Annotated in this window: 3 protein-coding genes; all 3 read right to left on the minus strand. The window is 42.2% G+C overall.

Annotated features, from left to right (window positions below; translation table 11 throughout):
- A partial coding sequence (locus WC955_11780; GenBank protein ID MFA5859730.1) for a LamG-like jellyroll fold domain-containing protein occupies positions 1 to 9,331 on the minus strand: 9,331 nt, incomplete at its 3' end.
- Positions 9,331 to 10,308, minus strand: coding sequence for a hypothetical protein (locus WC955_11785; GenBank protein ID MFA5859731.1), 978 nt, complete (start codon positions 10,306 to 10,308; stop codon positions 9,331 to 9,333). The genes WC955_11785 and WC955_11780, both read right to left, overlap by 1 nt.
- 174 nt (positions 10,309 to 10,482) lie before the next feature.
- Positions 10,483 to 11,048, minus strand: a 566-nt coding sequence (locus WC955_11790) for a response regulator transcription factor (GenBank protein MFA5859732.1), incomplete at its 5' end; no start/stop codon positions are given.

Below are 11,048 nucleotides of genomic sequence, written 5' to 3' on the forward strand. Positions count from 1 at the left end.
TAGAATCCACGAGTTTAAGTTCGCCAACAATACTCCCGCCTTTAATACTTACCGTCACGGACTTACAATGTTCGGTGAGTTCGTAATAAATATCTGTCACCTGCCCGAGGGTGGGGTTAAACTCCGCGGGGCTTATGCCGGTATTACGGATATCCAATACGTTATTGTTCACCACAACTATAGGTACTGCGCTATCCGCGGTATTACCGAGTTTATCGTATACCTTTGTTTTTAGACTATACTGCCCGTCAATTTCTGCGAGGGTAGCCCAGCTATAACTTTCGCTGCAACCCACTGACGCTATGGGCTGGACTACGGGGTTGGTTATTGTGTTTCTTAAAACACCGTTAACGTAGTACTCAATCTTGCCTATTGTGTTAGCATCAACTACCTCCGCGGTTATTGATGTCACACCGTTTACTACTGTATTATCCAGCGGAGAAGTAAGCGTTACCACAGGCGGGGTGTTGTCCACGATTATGTTAATGCCCTGCTCTGTTTCTTTGTTTCCAACAGTATCGGTACTATAGTACTCAAGCCTGTACACGCCATCGGGTAACGCTGCGTTTTGCGCGTCAACAAACTCTATCTCCTGCCCAGCGCTATAGTCTCGCCATTCGCCGGTATAACTCCCGGGGGTTACAGGGTCGGGTACTGCGATACGGTATTTCGTATCCGCTACACCCAACCCCGCAGCGTCGTTCACGTTAACCAAATCGTCAACTGATGACAATACATATTTTGTTTGGCTTGTTATTAAAACCACACCGTTTTCTGTTATACTCGGCATCCCGGCTGATGCGGTGGTACGCGGCGGCTGTACGTCTTTGATTATCCTAAACTTACCCGTAGAGGTAGAGGCGGTGGAGTCAAACCAATCTTTCGCGGTTAATACTAACCGCCAGTAGTTGTCGGTATACCCCGCGGGGATATCGTTAAGAATACTTACCGCCTGTTTCCCTAGTACATCAACTCTCACCGGCGGTACAACCGGCGTACTGCCATCGGGAGTCAGTAATTCAAGGTACGCGGATATTACCTCCGGGGCGGGGTCATAGTTATCACTAACGCTATACCCTATGGTAATCGCCTGGTTTACCGGCGTAAATTCTTCACCGCCAACCGGGCTGGTGATAGTTACCACAGGCGCTTTACGGTCAAGGATGACTGTCTTACTACCTTCCTGCCCTTTATTGCCAAGATAGTCAGTTGCAACATATTTTAGTTCATGCATGCCGTCGGTTAAGTTCAATCCGTTAATACCGTTTACCTGTGCACGCAGTTCAGAAAGGGTTAACGCGCAGGAACTTACCATAACGTCGTCAAGTATGCCGTTATAATAATTTTGACCGGCATACTTCGCGCCAAAGGTTAAGTCATAAATAGTTTGTGTAGTGTTTAGGTTTGCAGCCATACGGTTTTCTTCATTACCATTGACGTATAATACAAACTGCTGTGTACTACGGTCGTATACCATCGCGATATGCGACCACCTCCCGACAGGGATACGGGTTTTAGAGGTTAGTTTCGCAAAACCTTTTGTCCCAAGCCAGGCTTCTATCATCCCGTCTTCACGAAGTTCCAACATAAAATGGTTGCTTTTACTTACAAAATACGCGTTCTCCCCGTCTGTACGCGCACCCGTACAGGTGTAGGTAGCCGGGTTTATCCACGCGGATACTGTGAAGGATACCCCGGGAAACTTCAGCCATGTATTGTTATGCGGGATACGTACACAATCGTCTTTACCATCAAACTTAAACGCAGTACCGTACTTCCCGATTACACGCTGCGGGGATGAGGTTATACTCCCTGTATTCCCATGCCCGGTGGAGTCCGCAGCAACCGTACCCGACTGTTCGTTTAAATGCCAAACCCCGGATACACCGGTAACGGTTTCCAGCGTAGGGTTCTGTGCAGTTCCAAGACAAAAACTGCTTTCATACAGTATACCCGGTTGAAGGACTGCGTCCGCGTCGTAGTATAGCGTGTTCACACCGCTGCCAATAGTACCGTCATAGGCGCTTAGAACAAACTGTGTGGTTGTACCGACATACGTGGTATCACCTATAATCCTGGTTTTACCGCATAACTCTAACCACGCACCCGGGGCGGTATTGTCAAGATACAAATGATCGAGTACCGCAACTTCTTCCTGGTTCCCGACATTATCTTCACCTGCAGAGGAAAGCTGGTACTCACCGTCATCTAATGACTCCAGGCATACGTTGACACTATTATTCCCACCCCCAACCGTCCCCGCCTGTTTTTCTGTGCCATTAATATCCTTTACTTTCCACCAAAACGATTTTAACCCCGAGTTCACTATATTAGCGCCACTGGGCATATCTGCGGATACTATCTCCAGTTGTGTCTCAGAGGTGACATAGTAATGGTTAGTTTTACCCGGGATGTTAAGCGGTATCAAATGCCCGGGGTTACTGCTGAATATGTACCCCGCAACAGCTGCCTGGCCAAGTAACGTCAACGTACCGGCTTCAATATCATAGTACGCACTGGTAGGATCAGCAAGCACACTGGTGTCTATCTCCACACCCTGCCATTCAGGAGGTAACGCGTTTTCCATTGGGTCAACCACAAAACTTGGCCCGGTAATGGTTTTCACTAGCGTTACCGGCGCGATATTGTCCAGTGCTACATTAACAGTGTTATCCGGTTCAACATTCCCCGCACGGTCGATACTGTGGTAACTCAGAATTGATGCTATCCCCTGATTGTTTTGGTAGCGCATAAATATTTCTTCCGCTGTTAATGCGCGGTTGTATACCGCAACGTCGTCAATCACGCCTCTATAAGGATTACCGTTGAGGATATCTACCCCGATATACAACGGCGAGTTATTCGTGCCTATAGGACCGTTGAAGAGTTGCCGGACTAACGGGTTCTCTCTGCCGTTGATGTATATACGTTTATACCGGTCACCGCCTTCACGGCTTTGCCAGGTAACCACCACGTGGTTCCATTCACCAGGGATTACACCGGTACTGTTATTATACGACGCTGGCGGGGTGGTTAACATAAACAATGCAACATTATCCGGTAAGCCCTGGTCTGAGGTTATACGGTAATACACGTTATACCCCGGGACGTTATTATTGCCAAGTTTATACACTAATGCACTGTATACAAACGGCGGGGTGAGGGATGGTTTAAACCATAATTCCAACGATACACCCGTGGTAAGGTCAAGTGATGCTGAGTCGTTGATTATAACCCTGTCATCCGCACCGTCAAACACCAAGCCTTTACCCCGGGGCGTGGTTTCCAGTACAGGCGTAGAGCCTTGCCCACTGATAATACCGTTATTGTTATAGCCAGACTCATCAAATACGGTGGTACCGTTGACACTGTCGAAAGTCCATAACCCTACACACCCCGAAGGTACTGCAACTTTGAAAAGATCACTTGCGCTAACCGGCACGGTGTAGGGCTGCCAGTCGGTTATGCCTAAACGATAGGAGGTGGATTCTACACCGTTTTCTAAGTTATCAGAATAACCTAAAGATATTGTTGCGTTTGATGACAAATATTTAATATCGGGTGTTTCGTATTTGTTCCCAGCAAATGCTGAATTAGTCACGGGTTTACGGGTATCCGAGAACAGGCAGTAGTATGACGTACTTGTAATTTCGGTTACCACACGGTGGTTAACTTTATCAACACTGCTCGCACCCACAGCTTCCCACGGCGGGGTTAACGCGGAGTTGTACCTGCAGATTACTAACGAATCGCCTGAATACTTTTCGGGGTCGTAGGTGACTGATACGTAACCTTTACTTCCCTGTGGGATCGTTCCGGTAAGAGAGTACGCCCGGCTGACGGGATATAGATCTTCAGTGTTACACGCAGATAAACCTGACATTAGTTCCGGCATGTTTGCAAGTAACAACGGTTTGGCTGTAACAACTGTATCCGGCGAGGATACTGTCAGTTCCTGCGCCACAGTTGTTTGATACGTTGTTGGTAATACTATTACTTTACCGCTAACTGGCGCAGCAACGCGGTTGCTAGCGTCGGTAAACGTTAGTTCGTATTTATACACCCCCGCAACGGTGGGCGTCCACTGCTGACTGCCGGAGGTTGTTATGGTATACGATTGTGCAACGGTACCTGCGGGATTATATATTTTCAGCGACCCGGTAAGCGGCGTAGCAGTACCTGATAAAGTGTATGCAATAGTTACAGTTTGTCCTATCTGCACAGACGGATTGGCGGTAACGTTTTTGACAGCCGGGAAGTCGGGACCAAGTATTGTGAATGCTATTGTTTGCGCAGTATTGCTATCCCCGTCCTCGTTTTTCGCGGTAATTTCTACGTTATGCGTTCCCGAGGCGAGTGGTTGCGCTAATAATTTATGGCTGTTATACCCCGCGCGCTGCCACCCGGGTTGGGTTGCCACAGCGATGTTGTCTATACGGAGTTCAATGTTTGCCGAACGGTCAAGCGTATAAGTCAAATACACGTTTTCTCCTGCAGGAACGTTGGGATTTGAAATGACAAAGTTTGACACTACCGGCACGCGTTTATCCGCTGCGGTTGCCAATGGTATTGTTTTTTCTTCATAAATAGATGTATTGCAATACCCCGGCCGTGCGCCATCAAGCAGGGTGAGCTTAACTGTTTTATCAACATCTCCCGGGGTTAACGGTACTTTGGGGAGTGTATCAAACATATTTCCTAAATTGTCGTACCATTTACCGTTGCTGTACCGGTACCACCCTTTTGTACCGTCATACGCGCCGGAGTCTTGGATATCACCGTCAAGGTAAACAAACTGCGCGTTCGTAGGATTCAATAATATTTGTGATAAATGCGTGCCGTCAACTTCTTCTGTTGTTACATCTGCGATTGGTTTGTATTCACCTGTTCCTGTCGGGAATACACAAACGTTGTTGGTAGTACTATCGTTACCAAGATACAATTTGTTTTTCATAGGATCGTATGCCATAGAAACAGTATTTATCCCCAGCGAATACGACTGCGGTGTGTCTTGAGTAGGTAATCCTGATGAGTCAAGTGTGTAAACATAGAGGTTAGGTTCGGTATTTGTTCCCACATACAATTTTCGTTGGATAGAATCCAGATACATTGATTCCGCACAATTACCGTTTGTGCCTATTGCTACGTTGTTGTCATAACTTATAATATTCCCGGTATTGTCTAATGTACACACCACGACATCAGGCCCGTTTGCGTTCTTAAGGCTTACGTACAACCTGTTACTTACTATACCCAGGACTGACGACGATACAAAGTCGCCTACTGTATACCTCGTAAATACAGGCTGCCCGTCCGTTGTTTTTATGTTACCATTATCTAATGTAATAACATATACCGCGCCGGCCTCGCCACTGCCTTCGCCTACATACAATTTATTACGGACACTATCCACTATTACTGAACTTGGCATAACACCCAATTGAAACTTTTGCAGCGGCTGGGAGGACAACGCACCGTCAGGGTTTATATCGTATACGAACAAGGTTTCCGGTATCTGCCCGCTATTATCGCGCGCAGTAACGTACAGTTTGCGAGTTACGTAGTCCATCGCCATGCTTTCTACTGCCGAAGGAAAATATATGTTATGCGAAATTATTGTTTTCGTATCGTCCGGATTAGTTATTACCTGCGACGGTAACCCTGTTACGGGGTCAAGTGTGCATAACAACAAGTTGTACGGTTGCGTTCCGCCTGACGCGCTGATGTATAACCGCGAGTCTACAGGGTCAAGTACTAACGACGAAAGGTAACACTCCGCTTTGACATCGAACGAGTATGAATATGCAAGTGTCGGAATACCAGTCTGCGGGTCGAGATCGTAGATGTACAACGACGGGTCAGCGGTGTTGTTCGCGATGTACAACTTATTAAGTTTAGCGTCCAAAGCCACCGCGCGGGTGTTGGCGCCGGCTGAAGGCAATGGGACGGATGAAAATGTTTGCACGTCGCTCCATTCGCCGATATTTCCCGCAGCGTCAATCGCGCGGACACGCCAATGATATATACCAGCAGGCAAAGCGACGAACGGTAAAAACTCAGTTTCTAATACATTTTCTTCGTGTAGTTCAGGTGATATAAATCCTTCGTCTTCATCAACTACTAGTTCGTATTGTACTCCGGAAATGTCAGTAACACTCGTCCAGGTAAACTTTTGGGTATCAATACCGTTGTTTATAAAATATCCTATCGGTTTCAATGGTATAGGTTTTCCCGGTAAGGCTGTATCTATCGTAAATGTATAAATATCCGACCATTCGCTTTTATTCCCAATACTATCTTTTGCGCAAACCCGCCAATAGTAAATTCCATCACTTAAGCTAGTTGTTGGTGTAAAGGATATATTTGATAAATTGGTTTCATTTATTAGTGGACTTGATAAATATTCGTTATTTGATACTTGTAGTTCATAACTTACGGAATTAATGTCTGTAGAAGGCGACCATGAAAACGTAATAACAGAGTTTGAGGTTGATAAATCATCTTGTGGAGTAGCAAGTATTGGTATAGACGGAACATTTGCGTCAATTCGTATTTTGTAATGATAGGTAGATGTCCAATTACCATCCCAATCTAATGCTTTTATATGAAAATACCATATCCCATCAGAAAGATTTTTATAATTTACAGAATTGACATTTTTGTTTATCGAGGCGTCAAGCACTGCATTGTCATTTTGGCTTATGCCATAACTATAGCCTTGATAAGGTGGATCATTCCATGAAATAACTGGACTATTATTGGCATACCAAATTGTTTCTGAAGGATGAGTATCTGAGTGAACATTTATTGTCAGATTCGTATTTTGTGGAACATATGGTATACTCATCTTCCCTGTTATTGGAATGGAGGCTTTGATATAAAATGTTTTATTGTAATACGCATTTTGAAATGGATCATAATTTTGAAACGGTTCAAGCGTAACAGAAAGTGTTAATGTGTTGCTGTTGAAAGATATATTTTCATTTTTTGTTAGTTGATTAGGTCCCGAATAAAATGAAAAGTAATCACCAATTACATAGCCCGTCATAGTCGGATCCAAACTTAGCTGCCCAGTTTCTGTTTTTTCGGTTTGCGGTACCCCTTCATAATATTTTGGTCGCGACCAACTAAAATTTTGAGATTTGAAATAATGCTCATCACTAAAAGGAGTTTCTCCTTCCAACCTATCACATATTTTATCCGTTGGGTATATACGATATGAATACCTGAGATCTTCAGGTTTCCCTCCTCTCCAATAATATTTATCAGCATTCGAATTGTCCTTATTCTCTAACACCCAGTACACATATGTTTTAATAATACATCCTGCCCAGCCACTTCCATTTGGTTGATAATCAATTTCATAGAAATAATAGCTTGCAATCGGACCACCGGAATAAGCACCTGGATTTATTACCACTAGCGGTTTCGTTTTATATATCTGAGGAAATACTATATTGTCCCGCATTTCAACTTTTATGACACTATAATGATCTTCGCTACCCTCAAATTGTTGTGCATATACAAGTTCCATACTATAGATTTGAGAATATTTCAGATTTGTACCGGTTTCGTTTGGAACAACATTGTTATGCACTGTACCGGTAACCGAGTTCGGAGCATATTTATGACATGCATCCATTACGCTGATTTCGTACTTATAATCCCCTACTGGAAAAGCTGCTCCATTATTGTCTCGTATGTCCCATACAACAGAATCTTTATGTTTTTCAACCCATTTATTATCAGCTATCGTTTCAATAATTTGGTTATTCATGTCGAGAATATTGACTGTGACAAAACATGGTTCGGACAAACGAAAGGTTATTTCTAATGGCTTGTTAACGTTAAATGGACTATTGGTTTCTACTCCATACAATAAAGGCGGGATTTCAGCGAGTTTGAATGTACTTTGCGACTGTGCGACAGGTATTATTTCAGTAGAGTGTCCACCTGTAAGAGTATTCGTAGTTATCGTGATGCTATATTCATAATCTTTATATATATCAAGTTGCCCTGATTGGTCTTTAAAATAATACTCTCCATCATCGTTCTTTCCATCCCAACCAAAACTGTAAGTACCCGCTTCACGATACCCTTCGTTCAAATTAACAATTGTAGTGTCATTGCTACCTGTACCGGAAATACTTATATTTACTAATCCAGCTAATCCGGCTGGAACTTCATAATTTTTGACTACTGACTTATTGTCACGATAATATACGAACTCAGGAACAACATCATCTATGATCCATTTCTTTATAACGTCAGTAGTAAATGTTGAAGAGGTCAACGAATCTTCGCCTTTTACAATAGTATTCCCTCCACAAACAGGGTTTGGTTCATTTGTTGTTCCATGACTAAATCCCGCAACAGTGTTAAACTCAGCTCCGGGAAGAGATACCATGTCAGGGTTAACCAAAATATCATCATTTTGAGGAAATAATAAACATCCGCTATCTTTACGAGTACCGGCTATTGTTGCGTATTTTACACCTTGAGCCCAGTCACCTGTATTTAGTATGCTACAATAAGAACCTGTTTGACCAGTATTTTTGTCAAAGAATATAGTTTTTGCATCCATCTCTAATATTTCGCCATCCATAGAATTTTCGTAAGTAAATTGTTTCCATAAGTCATACCAAAAGTCGGGTTTATTAACTCCATTGTTTGGTGTTCCGAGCATCAGCAATTTATGTACTTTTTGAAAAACAGGAACTTTAGAATCGGGTAAATTATACCACTTAATTGCGGCACGGGAAACCAACCCACCCATACTATGTGCTACAATGTCAACTTGATCAGCCCCCGTAGCTGTTAAGACTTCTTCAATAAACGCCGCTAACCGTTCGGCATGTCGCGCTTCTCTCCAACGATCAGTATAACTTTCTATTTTCTTCATTTTTTCTTTTATACCACCAAGCACGCCGAGAGAAAACCATATTTCGCCGTTTGACCCAAAAGGATAAACTGAAGGTGAGTTAATATCAGTTGCAGACGGCGGACTGCCAATACAACCACAATCGTTATTGTAATATGTAAAATTGTATATTTTACGTTTTTCACTTGTTGATGATAGCTCTGTTTCACTAGTACAATCTAACTTACCAGTTGTATACCCTCCATATGATTCGCTTATTATTCTCGTCATAGCAGTATTGTCTGCAAATTTACTACCTATTCCCTGCCAATATTGAATAGGTGTATTTTCAACATATGGATTGTTTCGTCCATGAATAAATATTATTGGATGTGGTTGTTCTGACAATACAAAACTGGCATTACAACACAGAGTGCAGATGACCTGAATAATAACATTTAGTTTTTTCATTATTTGCCTCCAGAAAATCTTATTCCTAAATTTATATGAATGCCGGATATATCAACGTACATTTTTTCTACAGTAGAATTACAATGTTTATATGTTATCATCCACATTATTGGCAAATATCCAAAAAGGTTCTTTTCCCAACCAAATACTATTTGCCAACTCCATATGCTTTCGTTTGTTTTCCTATCAAAATTATATCTATAGTAAGTGGGCCAAGTCCCTCTTTCGAAAAAATACACGTAATCCAAAACAAAATTGTTATACTCAATACCTGCCCCAATAAATGCATTTTTGTCATAATAATATATAGGAATAATTGAAGCAGAATTGTTATTAACATATTTTGTTATATTACCTTCTTGAAAATACTCAGGTTGTAGTGTGTATTGTATCCTCCCAAACCCAGTTTCAATGCTTCCCTGACTGTTTGCTACACTCAACCGAAGTCCATACTTATTTATCCTATAATTAGCAGACAATGTTATTGTATTCACTTGGTTAGCAACAGGTAGAAAATTCATAAAAGAGTAAGAAGGCTGATACCATCCCCATAAACCTATACCATAACTTGCGTCAAATGATATATTATTCCAAAAACTATCTTTAACCAGTGCCGGGTTATGTACTGCCGTCGGGGAAGTAGAACCCTTGATTTTATCCTGTACCAAAACAGAACCCGAACTAATTTTTATGCCTTTATCCATAATGTTTGTCTTTTGTATCGGTTCAGAATTTTGAGTATTAAAACCGATACCTTGTTGCTTTGGTGGTATGTCCAATTCCGTTTCTCTTACTATTTCTTCATCAGAAGCAATTATTGATTGTTCATTAATCCATTCTTGTGAATAAGACGTATTACTAAAACCAATTATTATCAGTAAAATTAATACTAAATATTTTATTAGACTCATCTCTCCCCAGTTCTTACCATTTACTATATTAGACACCTGAGTACTTAAAAAGTTCAACTCAAACAAAATATCCCCTTATATTATTCTCACATACAACATTACTTGCAGATTCCTGTGGTACAACGATTCAATGAAGCGGTTTGAATCCATACTTACATTAATAGTAGACATAATAACATTTGTCAAATTACAAATATGTAACACCTAAAGGCATATTGGCGTTTATAACAGAAAACCACGTTATTTTAGCCGGTAGCCTTTTTCTATAACTGTTTCAATACTATCATCGTTTGTCTTTATACCCAGTTTTACTCTTACCCTGCGTACAAGGATCTCCAAGCACCTGGTTTTCTTGCCTATACTTTCTTCGCAGTTAAACAACGACTTGTATAACTCAGTTCGTGACACAACCTCGCCGTAGTTGTTTAACAGCAAGTGGATAAACTTAAACTCTTTCAGTGTAAGCTCTATAAACCTATCCCCTATTTTTACACCCAACGGCATCGCGCTTAGCTCATACCCGCCGCGTTTGTAGGTTAACATTACACCTTGTTTTCCACGGGTAACAGCTTTGTTTACCCGAGAAAGGACAATATCGTTGTCAGTTCCTTTAACGATATAATCTTCCGCGCCGGCATCCAATCCGCGTACCTGTTCCTCAGGGCTTACCGCTTTGCCAGTATAAAGTACTACGGGTATGTTTTCTGTTACAGGGTTCTGTTTTAACCTACGGCATAACTCCCAGCCGTCCGTGTCGGGCAGATTAACATCCAGGATTATTGTGTCCGGTTTGTATTGTTCCGCTA

The organism is Elusimicrobiota bacterium, assembly GCA_041658405.1.
Classification (GTDB): Bacteria; Elusimicrobiota; UBA5214; order JBBAAG01; family JBBAAG01; genus JBBAAG01.